The sequence below is a fragment of the Rickettsiella endosymbiont of Rhagonycha lignosa genome, assembly GCF_964031165.1.
In the GTDB taxonomy this organism is placed as follows: Bacteria; Pseudomonadota; Gammaproteobacteria; order Diplorickettsiales; family Diplorickettsiaceae; genus Aquirickettsiella.
In genome coordinates, this window is record NZ_OZ035011.1 from 429,912 (window position 1) to 446,635 (window position 16,724).

General features: G+C 37.8%; 14 protein-coding genes, 1 other RNA gene and 1 pseudogene. 11 read left to right on the forward strand and 5 right to left on the reverse strand.

Annotated features, from left to right (window positions below):
• Positions 1-29: 29 nt before the first annotated feature.
• The 4 genes and pseudogenes from dnaB (at position 30) to dacB (ending at position 4,554) form a co-directional block, all read left to right on the forward strand.
• Positions 30-1,394, forward strand: a complete 1,365-nt coding sequence (gene dnaB / locus AAHI99_RS02000) for a replicative DNA helicase (protein ID WP_342228017.1) — start codon at positions 30-32, stop codon at positions 1,392-1,394.
• Entirely contained in the window at positions 1,391-2,488 is a 1,098-nt protein-coding gene (alr, locus tag AAHI99_RS02005) for an alanine racemase (RefSeq protein ID WP_342228018.1), read from the forward strand. The genes dnaB and alr overlap by 4 nt, the downstream gene beginning before the upstream one ends.
• Complete coding sequence (locus AAHI99_RS02010) at positions 2,475-2,885, forward strand: hypothetical protein (RefSeq protein ID WP_342228019.1); 411 nt, start codon at positions 2,475-2,477, stop codon at positions 2,883-2,885. Before alr ends, AAHI99_RS02010 begins: the two co-directional genes overlap by 14 nt.
• Positions 2,886-3,081: 196 nt before the next feature.
• A pseudogene (dacB, locus tag AAHI99_RS02015) lies at positions 3,082-4,554 on the forward strand (D-alanyl-D-alanine carboxypeptidase/D-alanyl-D-alanine endopeptidase).
• A gap of 101 nt (positions 4,555-4,655) precedes the next feature.
• Here dacB and AAHI99_RS02020 read toward each other — a convergent pair.
• Positions 4,656-5,237: a 5-formyltetrahydrofolate cyclo-ligase gene (locus AAHI99_RS02020; RefSeq protein ID WP_342228020.1), complete on the reverse strand. Its 582-nt coding sequence runs from the start codon at positions 5,235-5,237 to the stop codon at positions 4,656-4,658.
• 19 nt (positions 5,238-5,256) lie between these two features.
• Positions 5,257-5,423: non-coding RNA, 6S RNA (ssrS, locus tag AAHI99_RS02025), on the reverse strand.
• 202 nt (positions 5,424-5,625) lie between these two features.
• Here ssrS and AAHI99_RS02030 point away from each other — a divergent pair.
• The 5 genes from AAHI99_RS02030 to AAHI99_RS02050 are packed head-to-tail and all read left to right on the forward strand — an operon-like array spanning position 5,626 to position 11,814.
• Positions 5,626-6,204, forward strand: a complete 579-nt coding sequence (locus AAHI99_RS02030) for a UPF0149 family protein (RefSeq protein ID WP_342228021.1) — start codon at positions 5,626-5,628, stop codon at positions 6,202-6,204.
• 19 nt (positions 6,205-6,223) lie between these two features.
• On the forward strand, positions 6,224-7,525 hold the full coding sequence (pepP, locus tag AAHI99_RS02035; RefSeq protein ID WP_342228022.1) for a Xaa-Pro aminopeptidase: 1,302 nt from the start codon (positions 6,224-6,226) through the stop codon (positions 7,523-7,525).
• Entirely contained in the window at positions 7,522-8,904 is a 1,383-nt protein-coding gene (locus tag AAHI99_RS02040; RefSeq protein ID WP_342228023.1) for an FAD-dependent monooxygenase, read from the forward strand. The genes pepP and AAHI99_RS02040 overlap by 4 nt, the downstream gene beginning before the upstream one ends.
• A 1-nt stretch (position 8,905) precedes the next feature.
• The gene (locus AAHI99_RS02045; RefSeq protein ID WP_342228024.1) at positions 8,906-10,609 is read left to right on the forward strand and encodes an NAD-dependent malic enzyme; all 1,704 of its coding nucleotides are present in this window, start codon (positions 8,906-8,908) and stop codon (positions 10,607-10,609) included.
• Positions 10,606-11,814, forward strand: a complete 1,209-nt coding sequence (locus tag AAHI99_RS02050; RefSeq protein ID WP_342228025.1) for a UbiH/UbiF/VisC/COQ6 family ubiquinone biosynthesis hydroxylase — start codon at positions 10,606-10,608, stop codon at positions 11,812-11,814. Before AAHI99_RS02045 ends, AAHI99_RS02050 begins: the two co-directional genes overlap by 4 nt.
• Here AAHI99_RS02050 and AAHI99_RS02055 read toward each other — a convergent pair.
• The gene (locus AAHI99_RS02055; protein WP_342228026.1) at positions 11,803-12,249 is read right to left on the reverse strand and encodes a hypothetical protein; all 447 of its coding nucleotides are present in this window, start codon (positions 12,247-12,249) and stop codon (positions 11,803-11,805) included. The genes AAHI99_RS02050 and AAHI99_RS02055 overlap by 12 nt on opposite strands.
• Before the next feature lie 83 nt (positions 12,250-12,332).
• Here AAHI99_RS02055 and gmhB point away from each other — a divergent pair, with 83 nt between their 5' ends.
• Both gmhB and radA read left to right on the forward strand, forming a co-directional pair.
• Complete coding sequence (gene gmhB / locus AAHI99_RS02060; protein ID WP_342228027.1) at positions 12,333-12,905, forward strand: D-glycero-beta-D-manno-heptose 1,7-bisphosphate 7-phosphatase; 573 nt, start codon at positions 12,333-12,335, stop codon at positions 12,903-12,905.
• Positions 12,898-14,292 (forward strand): DNA repair protein RadA, encoded by a 1,395-nt coding sequence (gene radA, locus AAHI99_RS02065; protein ID WP_342228028.1) that lies wholly within the window; start codon positions 12,898-12,900, stop codon positions 14,290-14,292. The genes gmhB and radA overlap by 8 nt, the downstream gene beginning before the upstream one ends.
• Positions 14,293-14,298: 6 nt before the next feature.
• Here the strand turns inward: radA and wecB are convergent, their stop codons facing one another.
• On the reverse strand, positions 14,299-15,411 hold the full coding sequence (wecB, locus tag AAHI99_RS02070; protein ID WP_342228029.1) for a non-hydrolyzing UDP-N-acetylglucosamine 2-epimerase: 1,113 nt from the start codon (positions 15,409-15,411) through the stop codon (positions 14,299-14,301).
• Between the two features lie 13 nt (positions 15,412-15,424).
• Positions 15,425-16,648, reverse strand: coding sequence for a glycosyltransferase family 4 protein (locus tag AAHI99_RS02075; RefSeq protein ID WP_342228030.1), 1,224 nt, complete (start codon positions 16,646-16,648; stop codon positions 15,425-15,427).
• Positions 16,649-16,724: the final 76 nt, after the last annotated feature.

Consider the following 16,724-nt stretch of genomic DNA (forward strand, 5'->3'; position numbering starts at 1 on the left):
GTTAGTTTATGGTTTAGGCAATTCTTGCTATGCAAAAAACCGATCATCTTAAATTACCTCCACATTCACTTGAAGCCGAACAATCGGTTTTAGGTGGTTTGATGCTGGATAATCAAGCATGGGATAGGGTTGCGGATAAATTAAAAGAAAAGGATTTTTATCTTTTATCACATCGTATCTTATTCCGTACTATCGTCAGTTTTGCCAATCACGCTAAACCTTTTGATGTTGTTACACTCACTGATGCTTTAAAAAGCACGAATGAATTAATAGAAATTGGTGGTGATCTTTATTTATTTGAATTGGTGCGTAATACACCGAGTGCTGCCAATATTGCCGCTTACGCTGATATTGTACGCGAACGCTCAGTTTTGCGGCAATTGATAGGCATTGCTTCTGAAATTACTGAAAATGCTTTCATGCCAGAAGGTCGTTCGATTACTGAACTGGTGGATGAAGCCGAGCGGAAAGTATTTCAGATTTCTGATCAAGGGGCACGTGGTAGTGGACCACTTAGAATTAGCGACTTTTTGGCGAAAGCTGTCGATAGAATCGATATTTTGTTTCATTCCGATCAAGTTATTACTGGACTTTCAACTGCTTATAAAGATTTAGACGAAATGACCTCCGGTTTGCAACCGGCTGATCTTGTGATAATCGCTGGTCGGCCTTCCATGGGGAAAACTACATTCGCCATGAATATTGCTGAACATGCTGCAATACAAGGTGACAAACCAGTATTGATTTTTAGTATGGAAATGCCTGGTCAAGCATTAGCGATGCGCATGATGTCGTCATTAGGACGCATTGATCAGCATAAAATTCGTACAGGGAAATTAAGTGACGAAGATTGGCCACGAGTTACTTCTGCAGTTAGCATGTTATCTGAAGCAAAAATGTTTATTGACGATACGCCGGCGTTAAGTCCTGGAGAAGTACGCGCGCGTGCGCGCAGGGTAGCGAAAGAGCAAGGCACATTAGGTTTAATTGTTATCGATTATATACAATTGATGCAAGTGCCCGGTTCTAAGGAAAATCGCACGACAGAAATATCTGAAATTTCACGTGGATTAAAAGCTTTAGCTAAAGAACTCGATGTTCCTATCATCGCATTGTCACAATTAAACCGTAGTTTAGAACAACGTGCCGATAAAAGACCCGTCATGTCGGATTTACGGGATTCAGGAGCGATTGAACAAGATGCAGATTTGATTGTTTTTATTTATCGTGACGAAGTTTACAATGAAGGTAGTCCAGATAAAGGTAGCGCAGAAATTATTATTGCAAAACAACGTAACGGACCTACCGGTAAAGTAAGACTGACTTTCTTAGGAAAATATACGCGTTTTGAGAATTTTGCTCCACAACGTTATCATGCTGAGAATTATGCATGAGCAGACCGTTTACTGTAGAACTTGATTTAGCTGCGCTACGTCATAATGTTAAACGGGTACGTGATATTGCTGCACGATCCAAAATATTGGCCATGGTTAAGGCAAATGCTTATGGGCATGGTTTAATTTCTATCGCAAAGGCATTAACCGATGTCGAGGGTTTCGGAGTTTCATGTTCAGAAGAAGCTTTGTATCTACGTCAGGCAGGATTAAAACAACGGATAGTTTTAATGGAAGGTTTATTTTCCAAAGATGAAATTCCTTTATTAATGGATTATGAACTCGACACGGTTATCCATGATCGTAATCAATTAAATTTATTAACCGAGCATCCGTTACCGCAACGTATTAATGTATGGTTGAAAATAAATACCGGAATGAATCGTTTAGGTTTTTTGCCGAATGATTTTACGGCGGTTTTGCAAAAATTAGATTACTGTCCTTGGATTAATATTATGTGTGTTATGACGCATTTTTCGAATGCGGATAAATCAGAAGATATAACGACTCAATGTCAGATAAAACTATTTGAACAAACCATCAAAAAGCATAGCTTTCCAACTAGCTTAGCTAATTCTGCTGCGATTTTAGCTTATTCTAAAGTCCATGGTGATTGGGTACGTCCGGGGTTAATGTTATATGGTGTTTCACCTTTTGCAGATTCTTCAGGCGCACAGCATTCGCTAAAGCCGGTAATGACCTTAAAATCTGAAATTATTTCTATTCATCAATTAGAATCTGGCGATAGAGTTGGGTATGGAGGAACGTGGATAGCGCCTAAGCCACTACGGGTAGGTATTGTGGCAACAGGATATGGAGATGGTTATCCACACCGTGCTGAAAGTGGCACACCTATTTTAGTGAATAACAAGCTCAGTGAATTGATAGGGCAAGTTTCTATGGATATGCTAGCCGTTAATTTGTCGAATCAACTGGATACTAAGATAGGCGACCCGGTTGTGTTATGGGGAACCGGTCTTCCTATCGAGCAAGTAGCAGAAAGTACGTCATCTTTTCGTTTTGAATTATTATGTGGCATTAATCGAGGACAGTTAGTCCGTACGCGCATTGAGGAAATAAATGATGCAAAATAAAATGATTAAGTGTTTATTCATTTGGATGTGTATTTTGAATTTAAGCGCTTGTGCGAGCCATCATTTGCAAACACCTCAAACACATATAGAACCACAGGTAGATACTAGTCAGGATATCTTCATTGATCCTTCAATTGCTCATTTTATGGGAAATACCGATCATATTAAGTTGCAAAATTTAGTGGCAACTGCGCAAGCTAATGAATTTATTAGTTGGACCAGCGATACTACCGACACTCGCTTTGCATTTACCAGTAAAGAAATTTTCGTTAATCCCGAAGGACAAGGCTGCAGAGATTATGAAATAAAATTAATTCGTGGTTTCTTTGAGCGTCCTTCTTTTAATTATACAGCTTGTCGAAATAATCAGGGTATATGGCAAGTTATCAGTCATTAATAAAGGTGTGTTGGCAATTGCACGATGATGGCTAAAAAGAGTTGTTTTTCTGCGTTTCGTTACTCACATAATCTATGTATGTTCCGTTACGATACTAAAAAAGCAACTCTTTTTTCGTTCATCCTAGCACAATTGTCAATACACCTTGTATTCTTCGCAGTTGAGTTTTTTTCTGCTCAATAAACATGAATTCTATATGAAAAAGAAAAAATATTTTTTGTTAAAATTTTTATTTATTATTTTTTATCTAGTCTGTGCCCCAATTCTTGCTATTGAAAACAATACTTCAATTCAACGTTCAGAATTATGGGTTGATTTGACTCATCCTAAAATTCTTTATGCTAAAAACGATCACTTACGTTTAATTCCTGCATCGGTGACGAAACTTTTTATTGCTGCCAGCGCGTTAACGCACTGGGGTGCTAGGCATACTTTTTCAACGCGAGTGTATACAAGAGGAAACATTAAAGCGGGTGTACTGAACGGAGATTTAGTTTTTTATGGTTTGGGGGACCCTGAGTTAACCAATGAAAAAATTTGGAGCTTGATTAATAATCTATAACAACTGGGTTTAAAAAAAATTAATGGAAACTTAATCGTTAATACATCTTATTTTGGAAAAATCATTTTAGATGCTCCGGATCGAATACAAGCAAAAACACATAGTAAAGTCGCCTATGATGGTTTGCCTTCTCCAATAGGGACTAACTTTGGAAACATATCTGTTTTTATAACGCCCGGACGCAAAGTAGGTGATGCAGCGATAATAAAAATTTCACCTTATAGGTTAGATAACATCTTACTTAAAGGAGTCGTGCAAACTTTTTCCGAAAAAAACAATACTATTCAAATCAGTCGTGTCACTCAGAATAAACAAGAAATTTTAACCGTTTCGGGAAAATTAGGAGTGGAAAGTAAGCCGCTAACGATTTATCGCTCAGTAGGAGATTCGAATTTAACAACGGCAAATTTATTAAGCGCTTTTTTGCAAGAAGCGGGCATCAGTTTGAATGGGAAAACTCTACTTGAGTCAACCTCCCTGTTACAAACAGATAAATTGTTAACACAATTGGAAAGTGATCCGCTCATTCACTCCTTGCAGGATATGTTATTTTACTCGAATAATTATATAGCAGATATGCTGATGCTGGATTTATGGCGCGACAATCAGACGACGTTAGCTTCAACAGCGATAAATTTATCTGACGCAACACAATTACTGTTTAATAATTATAAGCCCATGCAGGCAAACACACCTTTTAGTATTAAAAACAACAGTGGTTTACCTATCATCAAAAATGCGAGTGGATTAACACCTTTAAATCGAGTATCGGCAAGAGATCTTGTTATTCTTTTAGATGGAATGTATAAAAATAAACGCGATTTTCCTATCTATTATGGAAGTTTGCTTATGCCAGGGCAACAAAAAATTTGGCGGGGGATGATTACTGTTCAGCATCCTTGGATGGAATATTCAAGTTTTAAAACTGGCCATATTAGTGTGCCAAAATCTGTTTATACCATAGTAGGTTATTTCAGCATGCAAAATGGTGATATAGGTGCGTTCGCAGTATTATTCAATGCCCCGCCCACAATGGATAAAAATGGAAGCTTATTTAAAAAACTTATCCAACATTTAGATCATGAATTCCAAACTCTACGTACTTGACATGACTATGTTGCCACTTCACTTATAACCCTCGTGTCTCTTGAATACATTCGTTGCTTCATTCTCATGGCTAGTCAAAAATTTAATTGCTGTGAGTTTATTTAGTAAGCATAGTAAATTTGTTTTTCAGTTATCACTGCATTTAAAGGGATATCCCAGTTTTTTTTTGCAAGAGCTGCTAATTTTTGCCATTCATAAGCAAGGCCGAGTAAAAAAGGGCGAGCAGGCCTTGGCGAATTGAATAAAAAAGCAAAGCTTCTATCGTAAAAACCAGCACCCATTCCTAAACGTTGCCCTTTTTCGGTAAATCCTACGAGAGGAACTAATACTAAATCAATGTCTTCTGGTGCAATGCATGCATTCGAAGATACAGGAGGTTCTAGAATATTAAAATGATTTTTTTTTAATAAGGTGTGCGGTTGATACTTACAGAATATTAATTGTTGCCCTTGTAAAACCGGTAAATAGCAAGTTTGCTTATTTTGCCAAGCTTTGTGGATGAGTGCTGATGGATCAATTTCATGTTGAATAGCTTTATAGCTGGCAATTGATCGGCTTTGTAAAAATAGTGGTTGTTGGCTAAGATGTTCGGTAATTATAGCGGAAGTTTTTTTTTGTTCGCTTAAACTAATTTTGGCTCGTTGTTGTTGTAATTTCTTGCGAGTTAATTGGCGAGTATCCATAGCTTATCATACTATATTAAGAATATCTGACTCAGCTACGTTTCCTGATCCTGGGATGCAGGTGGGATTAAGTTTATCTACTTTAGGCTTCTTACTAAATTGCAAGCATGCACACCGTAAATAAATCAAGTATCCCTAACTTAATAAAAGTATCGATCGAAAAACTATCGACTGAGTCAGATACTCAACCAGTATAATCTATTTTGAGGCCTATGTTTATCTTAAGAAAATTTAGAAATTTTTTTTAAAACCAAGACCACACATGAATAGAAAATAACCTATTTTATCAGCTCTTTACGCAAAGTTTATTTTATTCAGATTAGCTTGACTGGAACCTAGCGTAGAATGGTAAAATACATAAGACTTACTTTCTTTACAGAGTACGCCCATGCAAACTCAGGCTAAATCTCCGGCTTTCGACGATTTTTACCATTTACTTACACAAGCAGAAGTCGCTACTTCTCCAGCTGAAATACATGGTATGTTGTGTGGTTTTGTCTGTGTAGGTCCAAAACTCAACGGTGGTTTTTTGATCGATATTTTATTAAAGCGTCTTGGGACTAGACCGCCCCCTATGTTGGGATCCCAAGGTGCCGTCGTTGGTTTGTATGATGCGGCTTGTCGTCAATTGAGCGGATTACAAACTTTTCAATTATTGTTGCCTGATGAACAACATGAGTTGGAAGAACGAGCTGAAGCCTTAAGTTTGTGGTGCGAAGGGTTTTTATATGGCTTAGGCTTAGGGGGAAGCTCTATTGAAGATGAGACACCTGATGTTATACACGAAGCATTGTATTGCATTGCCGAGATTGCCAAACTTGAAATTATCCATTTAGAAGTAACTGAGCTCGATAAACTGGCTTATGACGAGGCAATCGAGTTTATTACACATGCCATTCCCTTGATTTACGAAGAATTGATTCGTTATTCAGTAGAAGGAAGTGCAGGTTCCATGTACCTTCATTAGTCTAGCTACTGAATTACTTATGTTTAGGCTTTCAGAATTACAACAGCGGCGCCAGCAATTATTGTCCCATATAAAAAGTGATGAGTTAATTGTCTTGATGGCAGCTCCAGAGTATCTCCGTAATGGCGATGTACTCTATCCTTATCGTCAAAACAGTGATTTTTACTATTTGACCGGTTTTCCTGAACCTGACGCGATTGCTTTACTTATACCTGATAGCAAAAAGGGTAAATTTATATTATTTAATCGTGCAGAGGATTCGGCAGCTGCTATATGGAATGGTGAGCGTATTGGTCAAATAAGAGCTAGAAAAGAATACGGTGCAGATGAAGCTTATCCTATCGATCAACTTGAGATTAAGTTAAGTGAATATATCGCTAATACGCGAGTTTGTTACTATTTAGGCGATGAAACAATTAATCATCAAGTTTTAGCACGAATTAATAAGATATTAATGCATTTAAAAAAAACATCTGTTGAATATGCTAAAAAATTAGTCGATAGTGTCCATGAAATGCGGTTAAAAAAAAGCCCAACAGAATTAGATTGCTTACGTCAAGCTGCACATATTTCTAGTCAGGCTCATCTGCGTGCGATGCGCGCTTGTCGACCTGGTTTGTATGAATATCAGCTAGAAGCTGAATTAATGTATGAATTTTATAGGCAAGGTAGCCAAACATTAGCTTATCCTAATATTGTCGCGAGTGGGGCGAATAGTTGTATTTTGCATTACACAGATAATCGCGCACAGTTAAAATCGGGTGATTTAGTGTTAATTGATGCGGGATGTGAATATCAAAACTATGCTTCAGATATTACGCGTACTTTTCCAGTCAATGGTCGGTTTAATCCAGAACAAAAGGCCATCTATCATATTGTATTAAAAGCACAGCAAGCCATCATAGCGCTGATAAAGCCCGGTATTGCATGGAATCAATTACAGAAAACCTGTGTGGACTTTGTGACGCAAGGTTTAATGGATTTGGGCTTATTAAAAGGAAATCTTAACGATTTAATTCAACAAAAGAGTTATCAAAAATTTTATATGCATGGTTGTAGTCATTGGTTAGGCTTAGATGTCCATGATGTAGGGACTTATAAACTAGAAAAAAATTGGCGAAATTTAGAACCTGACATGGTTTTCACAGTAGAACCTGGAATTTATATCAGGCCGGCAACGGATATCGATAAAAAATGGTGGAATATTGGTATCCGTATTGAAGATGATGTGCGAGTGACATCTGCGGCTTGTGAAATCTTGACAGCACAAACACCTAAAGATTTGGCTGACATTGAAAACTTAATGCGAATGCCCTCATGAAGCAAGATTACGATATTCTTATCGTCGGTGCCGGAATTATAGGGGCTAGTTTGGCATTAGCTTTATCTCAGCTACCATTGCGGATCGCACTGATCGAACAATCCTCTTTTAAAACACTCGATGCTCCTTTACCTGCAGAAAGCAAACCTATTGCTTTGAATCTCGCTAGCCTACGCATTTTACAGACACTGAATGTATGGCCTGCTTTAGAAGTTTATGCAAATCCAATTAAATCGGTACATATTTCGCAACAGGCTTGTTTCGCTCAATCGAGAATTAATGCAAAAGAGTTGGGTGTTCCACAATTAGGTGCTGTTATTCCTGCTGCACGTTTGGGACATGAATTAATCAAGGCCTTACTTCAGGTCGTTGCTAACAAGTCTATGCAAGGAACTTTTGATCTTTATAATCCAGTTACCTGTGAGTCAATTAGCCAATTTGAAGGTACTTGGCAGGTGGTTATGAGACATCTACAAGAAGAAAAAAAAATTATTTATCCACGTTTAATCATTGCTGCAGATGGTACATATTCTACGGTACGTAAATTATTAAATATTGGTTTAAAAACTAGACTTACTTCTGAAGCTGCTTTGACAACATTCATCGATATTAGTGGTGATCATCAACACATCGCTTATCAACGATTTACTAAACAAGGAATTATTGCAAGCTTACCTCTACCCGCAAATAAAATAGGTTTAGTTTGGACTGCAGAACAACAAATCATTGAAACCTTACAAAATCTAACTGAATCTAATTTTTTAGAAAATTTACAAGGGCATTTTTCTTATCGTTTTGGCAGGTTATTACACTGTACTAAACCACAAGTTTATGCATTAAAAAGTTGTATTTCTGAAACCCAAGCGCAAGCAGGTTTGATTTTACTAGGAAATGCTGCGCATACTTTACTTCCTATTGCCGCTCAAGGTTTAAATTTAGGTTTGCAAGATATGGCTGAATGTGTGGATTTGATTGCAAAAGCGCTGAAACAACATAACGATCTCGCTGATGCAAGTTTGGCTCAATCATACCTTAAGTCACGGTTGGCCACACAGCGACAAATCATCGGTTTTACCGAGCATTTGACACGCTTGCAAACCCGATTCGGGCCGTTGACTTTCATTTACAATAATGGTCTATTAGCACTGGATTTACTCTCACCCTACAAAAGAAATTTATCGCGCCGCTTAATGGGAATTCATGGCCGACTTCCTCGCTTGATTCGCGGTTTAAATTTATACTCACAGCAATGGGATTTTTGTCAAGTGTCGCGTCCATGCAGTAATCATGGTACATCCAATAACCATGAGGATTGCGAGTTGGGTGGCAACGCAGACAAAAATTCAAATGCAAAGAGTGTACAACAAGAAGAATATTAATATGCCAAAATTCAGATCCATCACCGATAAAAATGCTAAAGTTCTCTACCTAGAAACTAATGCCTTGGGTTCTGCTTTACTGACTACCCCTAAATTAAATAAAGGTACAGCATTTACTGAATCGGAACGTCAACAATTCAGGTTACGCGGCAAATTACCTTATAGTATCGAAAGTTTGCAGCAACAAGAAATGCGTGTTTACCAACAATTTTTAAAAAAAGAAAATAATTTAGAAAAACATCTTTATCTACGTAGTTTGCATAATACGAATGAGGTGTTATTTTATAAATTGGTCAGTCAACATTTAACTGAAATGTTACCTATTTTGTATACACCTACCGTTGGAAAAGCGGTTGAACAATTTAGTCAGGAATTTCAGCAACCACGCGGTTTGTATCTTAGTTATCCAGATAAAGAACATATTGAGGAAATCCTGGATAATCGCTTGAATCCTGAAGTGGATATTATCGTCATGACGGATGGCGAAGGTGTATTAGGTATTGGTGATCAAGGTATTGGCGGAATGGATATCTGTATTGCAAAATTGATGGTTTATGTTTTGTGTGCGGGTGTTAACCCCAATCGTTTATTACCAATACAAATCGATGTTGGAACTAACAATGAACAGTTGTTGAATGATCCGATGTATTTAGGCTGGCGTCATCCACGCTTAGCCGATCAAAAATATGATGACATGATAGAAACGGTTGTTTCTGCTATACGACGAAAATTACCTCGTGCCTATTTGCATTGGGAAGATTTTGGCCGAGAAAATGCACGACGTAATTTAGAACGTTATCATAATCAAATGTGCACGTTTAATGATGATATGCAAGGAACGGGTGCTGTGACTTTAGTCGCACTCTTATCAGCCCTTAAACGTACCAAAATCCCTTTAACGGAACAGCGCGTGGTTATTGTCGGTGCCGGGACAGCAGGAACTGGAATAGCTGATCAACTTTGCGCGGGGATGATGCGAGAAGGTTTATCTAAAGAAGAAGCGTTATCGCGGTTTTATTTGGTGGGCAGACACGGTTTGATACATGATGCTATGTCAAATCTGACTGCTTTTCAAAAACCTTATGCACAACATTTAAAGGGTGAATTAGTCACTAGATTACAGTTGTATGATGTCGTGCAAAAATTTAAACCTACTGTTTTAATTGGTTGTTCTGGTCAAGGTGGCATTTTCACTGAAGCGATTGTTAAAACCATGGCGGCACAGGTGGAATATCCGATAATTTTTCCTTTATCAAATCCTACAGAAAAATCGGAAGCGACACCCGATGATTTATTGAATTGGACAGAAGGGCGTGCACTGATTGCTACCGGCAGTCCTTTTGGTCAAGTCGATTTTAAAGGTGAAAAAATCCCGATTGCGCAATGTAACAATGCACTTATTTACCCGGGAATAGGTTTAGGTGTCCTTGTCGCCAAAGCGACACGCTTGAGTGAAGGTATGCTTTGGGAAGCATGTAAAGCGCTAAGTAGTTTTGCTAGTAAAACCGCTGATGCTAAAAATGCATTATTACCAAATTTTGAAGACGTTCAGGCGATTAGTCGCTGTATCGCGTTGGCAGTAGCAACACAAGCTCGCGAAGAAGGATTAGCCGAAGTTAAAGAGTCTGTGGATTTATCTGAGGAAATCGATCGTCAATTTTGGTATCCGGAATATGTTAACTTTCATTATTCAACGTCAATATGACTTTATTAGAAGAAACCTGCACGGATTATGATCTCGTTATAGTTGGCGCAGGGATCATTGGCTTGATTTTGGCTTGTTATTTGCAGGAGCAGGGTTTAAGAATCGCCATAATAGATAAGGGAGCTTCTAATGCTACTTCGAGTCTTACAACCCAGCTACGTTTTATCGCGCTTACATTGGCTTCACAGCTTTCTTTACAAGATTTGAACGTTTGGCAGCGACTAAACAAAAAACAGTGTGCGCCATTCCGTAATATGCAAGTATGGGAATCTGGGCAAACCACGCAGCTTTTTTTTGATAGTGCGGATATCGATGAAGTTTGTTTAGGTTATATCGTCAATAATTTCGATTTAGAACAAGCTTTGTACGCACAAGCAAAAACCGATAATGAATTGACTTGGTTTGCGCCCGATGCTTTAGTCGATATGCAGGTGGAAGAACAGCAAGTATTAGTAACATTAACGTCTGGGACTGAAATAAGTACCTGTTTGTTAATCGGTGCCGATGGAGAACAATCTAAAGTGCGCCAATTGGCTGATTTACACATTAAAGCAACTGATTATGCGCAGCGCGCACTGATTGCGACAGTACAAACTGAAAGTATGCACGATGAAACTGCAAGACAGATTTTTTTAGCGAATGGCCCTTTAGCTTTTTTACCTTTGAAGGACGCCTATCATTGCTCCATTGTTTGGTCGAATTCACCCGAAGAGATACAGCGTTTAGAATCTATGAATGACGAATCCTTTTGTAAAGAATTAACACGGGTTTTCGAGCTACGTTTGGGGCAAGTGATATCGACCAGTGCACGTTTAAGTTATTCCTTAAAAACGCAAGAGGCGGAGCATTATGTTAAATCGGGTGTAGCATTAATTGGAGATGCAGCCCATACCATCCATCCCTTAGCTGGCCAAGGTGCAAACTTGGGTATGGCTGATGCACAATGCTTAGCAAAGGTGATCTTAGAAGCAAAGAAAAAGCACCGATCGATAGGCGCATACCATACTTTGCGTCGTTATGAACGAGAACGTCGTTTTCATAATCGTATCATTATGGGAGGTGTGGATGGAATTAAGCATTTATTCGCGACCAGCAATCCAATTATACGAAAAACGCGCCAGTTCGGATTGGGTTTTATTAATAAAACAGCTTGTCTGAAAAATGTCATTACGCGGTATGCGATGGGGAATAAGTCAATGTTTTAGTTGCTTATTTGTATTACTCCTTTCGATCAAATTTTCCAACAAATTTAAACTGGCTGTAAAAGTATCTAAGCAAATTTTTATATGTTGTTGATAGATAAGGGGTAATTTTGGTGGGTTTTTAAAAAATTTACCTGTGAGCACCCATTTATTTGTATCCTGTATACGAAAACCAGGATTAATAGATGTTTTTATTTGATATAAATTAGCTCTTATACTTCCCAAACTTGTAATAAAAAGTTTATTTTCATCTGTCTCATTTTGATTATTATTTAGATTTAAGAGTAGATTATCAAGTGAAGTGTTTAAATGATTAATATCTTCATTTATTTTATTATAAACATTTTTTTCAAAATTACTTTCCTTGAACGACTTAACATTCTCGTAAAGGTGTCTACAATTTGTTAGTAAGGTTGTTGATTCTTCATGATAGGACATAATTGACTATTTTTTTAACCAATAATATTTATCTACAAAGTATAGATCTTTAATATTAAGAGAGACTTAAAAGGAAGCAAAAAATGGCTAAAAATGCTAAAAACCCTGCATTTATCATTCTGGATCGAGATGGTGTGATTAATTTTGAATCCAAGGATTATATCAAGACTCCTGAGGAATGGTTACCTATTCCTGGTAGTTTACAGGCCATCGCCTTACTCACTAAGGCGGGCTATACCATCGCCGTGGCGACTAATCAATCAGGTGTCGGTCGTGGCTTTTATACTGAGGCCGATTTAGCGCTTATTCATCAAAAAATGTCGAATAGCGTAAAAGCATTGGGCGGTAAGGTGGATAAGGTGTTTTACTGCCCTCATCTCCCTGACGATCATTGTAGCTGTCGTAAGCCAGGCATCGGCTTATTCGAACAAATTGCTGACTATTATCAACTGGATTTAGGAGGCATCATAGCTATTGGCGATTCTCTACGTGATATCAAAGCAGCACTGAAAGTGGGTTGCGAGCCTATCTTAGTGTTAACGGGCAATGGTGAACAAACCCTACTAAATAACCGCGAATTAGCCGATGAGATTCCGATTTTTCCAGATTTGTTAGGCGCCGTGCAGAAATTATTACAGGAAGAGCAGCATGTCTAAACCAAAACGCATTTACACCTGTCAGTCTTGCGGCGGACAGTTTTTACAATGGTCTGGTCAATGTGGTGAATGCCAGGCTTGGAATAGTTTAGTAGAAGAGAGTAGTACATCGCGTTCATCGCATGCGCTTCCACGTGTGAATGGATATGCAGCTGTTGATGCAAAAATAACCGATTTAAATAGCATACGATTTAGTGAAATAGAGCGATTTTCTTCTAGGATTAAAGAATTGGATAGGGTCCTAGGCGGAGGGATAGTCCCAGGTTCGGTGATATTGATGGGTGGCGACCCAGGTATCGGAAAGTCTACCTTATTGTTACAAAGTCTTTGTCAATTGAGTGAGCACCATTCCGTGCTTTACATTACGGGTGAAGAATCACTTCAGCAGGTGGCTTTACGTGCGCAACGTTTAGAATTGCCACAAAAGAAAATTCGTCTGCTGACTGAAACTCGAGTTGAAAGTATTTTAACGCATGTCTTACAAGAGAAGCCGCAAGTTTTAGTCGTTGATTCGATACAAACCATGCATACCGATTTAATTCAATCTGCTCCGGGTGCAGTAGGCCAAGTTCGAGAAAGCGCTATGCAATTGACCCGTTTGGCTAAGCAAACAGGAATTGCTTTGTTTTTAGTCGGGCATGTGACTAAGGATGGTGCACTCGCAGGCCCTAGGGTTTTAGAGCATATGGTGGATACTGTTTTGTATTTTGAAGGCGAAGCGGATAGTCGACATCGATTGATACGATCAGTTAAAAATCGTTTTGGTGCGGTGAATGAATTAGGCGTTTTTGCTATGACCGAGAAAGGTTTGCGTGAAGTTAGCAATCCTTCAGCGATGTTATTGTCGCGATCCGGTTTAGCGGTTTCAGGTAGTTTAGTGACAGCTACCTGGCAGGGTAGTCGTCCTTTATTGGTCGAAGTACAAGCTTTAGTGGACAACAGTCACTTAGGTAATCCCCGCCGGGTAACCGTTGGTTTAGAAAGTAATCGTTTAGCCATGTTATTAGCGGTATTGCATCGACATGCCGGTATTATGACTTATGATCAGGATGTTTTTATTAATGTGGTGGGTGGTGTGCGTTTATTAGAAACCAGCGCAGATTTACCGGTTTTATTAGCTGTGCTATCGAGTTTACGTGATAAACCTTTTCCAGAAGATTGTTTAGTATTTGGCGAGGTCGGTTTATCCGGTGAAATCCGTCCGGTGCCGAATGGTCAAGAACGTTTACGCGATGCCGCTAAACATGGCTTTAAATCGGCTATTATTCCTAAAGCTAATATGAGCAAGCAAGCAATTGATGGTATGACGGTTTTTCCGGTTGCACAATTAACAGAAGCTCTGGATATAGCGCGGCAGATTAATAATCTAGAGAAATCATTCAATTAAAGCTCTTTATTTTTCATTTGAATTAGTATTCGTTAAAAATTCGGAAATTACTTTGGCTATGCGCATTGCCGCCTTCCCATCTCCATAAGGCGAACCCGCTTCGCTCATCTTTTGATAATGATTTTTATCGTGCAACAATTTTTCAGCTTGATTAACAATAGTATCTATATCAGTCCCCACCAATAAAGCAGCGCCACAGGCTACACCTTCTGATCTTTCTGTTTCTTCTCTTAACACTAATAGAGGTTTGTGTAAAGCAGGAGCTTCTTCTTGTAATCCACCCGAATCGGTAAGGACAAAATAACTCTTGTTTAAGAGAGTAACGAGTTCCATATATTCCAAGGGTTCACATAAAGTTATATTTTTAATAAGGTTAAGTTCTTTTAAAATAACTGTTTTGATATTAGGATTAGGGTGGATAGGCAAGACTATTTCGATAGTTGGATTTCTTTCCGCTAGTTTTTTTAATGCCTGGCAAATATTAAAAAGTGGTTTTCCAAAATTTTCACGACGGTGACAGGTTACTAATATAATTTTTTTGTCATTTGTTACTGAAGTTTTTACTTCTTTTATAGAATGATATAAAGTATCGATAATCGTGTTGCCTGTCACATAAACATGTTGGGTAATATTCGAATTTGCTAAATTATTAGCACTGACTTGGGTTGGGCAAAAATGTAAAGCAGATATTGATGAGATGGTTCTACGGTTAAATTCTTCGGGAAAAGGGTTATAAATAGTTGAGGTTCGTAGTCCTGCCTCGATATGAGCAAAAGGAATTTTTTTGTAAAATGCGCAGAGAGCGCTAATTAAAGTGGTGGTTGTATCACCCTGAGCAATGAGTAAATCACAATGGTTTTCTGCAAAAAATTTGTCAAAATTCAAAAATAAATTAGCGCTCAATTGATTAAGACTTTGGTTGGGTGTCATCACATCAAAATCAGCATCAATTTTGATATCCATAGATTTAAGTATAGGTATAAGTAATTCACGGTGTTGTGAAGTAATCACTGTTTTTACAGTAAATTGATTTATTTTTTGCAAACTTTCGATAACCGGAATCATTTTCAAAGCTTCTGGTCGCGTGCCTATGACACAAACAATATTAAATTTTTTCATAAAAATTTGTAGTTTACTTATTAAATAATTTTAAGTGGGTAAATAATTCTTCAGCTTGTTTCTCTCGAGTAAAGTTTTTTGCAAATTTTAACGATTTTTCTGCTTGATCTGACATTTGTTGTTCATCATTTGCTAAACTCAGAATTAATTTTTCTAAACTGGTTTTATCACCACCCATAACAGACCACCCTATACCTGACTTCGATAAAAATTTTCGTGCTTCTCCGTCTGGGCCATAAAATAATACCGGAATTCCCATAGCCATTGCTTCGATTATTTTTGAGGGTAAAACCATTTTATTGGTTTCTATCGGTGCCAACGGGATAATTGCTAAATCAATCAGAGACCAATACTCTGGAATAACTTTTCCGGGAAATGGGCCATCTATCGTGACATTATTGATGTTATTTAGAATAAGATATTGAGTTAATTCTTTTCGCCTAGGGCCATCGCCAATCATGAGGAAATGTATCTGGTTATAATTTTTTTTGGTTAATGATTCTGCTATTGCAATAATATCTTCATGATTATGTGAAATACCAAAAGTGCCAATATAGCCCACCACAAATTTTCCAGACAAATGATAATTCACTAGTAATAATGGATTTTTCTTTCTAGGATAGAATTCTCTACTCGCACCGGAAATAGAAGTTACAATTTTGTGGTCTGGAATACTTAATTTATTTAGATAATCTCTATAATAATCCGATAAAATAATAATAGAATTAGCCTTACGGTACATCCAAAATTCGATTTTCTTAATAAATTTATAGATCCAATTTTTTTTTATGAAACCGCTTGCAGCCACAGCATCGGGCCATAAATCGCAAACTATCATGATAAACGGTACTTTTTTTATGAATGCTAAACAACAAGCGGAAAATGCACAAAAAAATTGTGGTGTAACGCCAATAATCATGTCCGGTTTTGACTGCCATAAGCCAAAAAAGAAAGCAGACAAACCAAATGAAATAAAATCTAAGGTTCTCCGAATGAGCCCATGGTTTGGACGCATATAGGTTTTAACACGTATAATTTTGACATGATTAAGAATAGATGTGGTTAACCACTTATTTTTGTAACCAGGAAAAATTTTTCCTTTTGGAAAATTAGGATGGCAGGTTATCACTGAAACGGATTGTCCTTGTTCAGCCCATAACTCAGCGAGCTCGGAAAAAATCCGAGCATTTGCATTCATTTCCGGCGGATAATTATCACTCAATATTAAGAGATTCATAAATGGCAACTATTATTATTTTTGTTCTATGATTCCAAGTATTTTCTTTAGCTTTTTTTTCATAACCTGAAAGTAT